The organism is Streptomyces recifensis (assembly GCF_002154615.1).
Classification (GTDB): domain Bacteria; phylum Actinomycetota; class Actinomycetes; order Streptomycetales; family Streptomycetaceae; genus Streptomyces; species Streptomyces griseoluteus.
Genome location: NZ_MUNH01000893.1, coordinates 1 through 604 on the forward strand (window position 1 = coordinate 1; position 604 = coordinate 604).

Annotated in this window: 1 protein-coding gene; it reads right to left on the reverse strand. The window is 72.5% G+C overall.

The window, feature by feature from the left end; genetic code table 11:
- The coding region (locus CCN33_RS30655) for a cytochrome P450 family protein (protein WP_140394782.1) at positions 1–604 on the reverse strand (604 nt) is incomplete at both ends.

Genomic DNA, 604 nt, shown 5'->3' on the forward strand with positions numbered 1-604 from the left:
CCGGTGCGGATGGAGGGAGGACATGCTGGGCGCCCGGTTGACGTCCTGCTTCGGCTTGGGCTCGAACAGCACCGGCAGCGACACCAGGTGCCGGGACGCGATGGAGGACCGCCAGCGCAGATCCTCCTCGGCGCACTCCAGCCGGATGTCCGGCAGCCGGGTCAGCAGGGCCTCCACCCCGATGTCGGCGATGGCCCGCCCGATGTCCTGGCCGGGGCATTCGTGCGGGCCGCCGCCGAAGGCGAGATGGGACCGGTTGCCCTTCATGTGCGCGGTCGGGTCGGGCCGTACGCGCGGGTCGACGTTGCCCGGTGCGGGCGCGAACAGCAGCCCGTCGCCCCGCCGGATGCGCTGCCCGCCCAGCTCGGTGTCCTGCTTGGCGTAGTAGCCGAGGACCGTGCTGAAGGGCGGCTCGTCCCACAGCGACTGCTCGATGGCCTCCGGCACCGTCATCTGGCCGCCGTTGAGCCGGGCGCGGAACCCCGGCTCGGTCAGCACCATGCGCAGCGCGTTGGCCAGCAGGTTGGCGGTGGTTTCGTACGCGGCGAACAGCAGCAGCCGCAGATGCTCGCGGACCTCGTCGTCGCTGAGCCCCGCCGGGTGC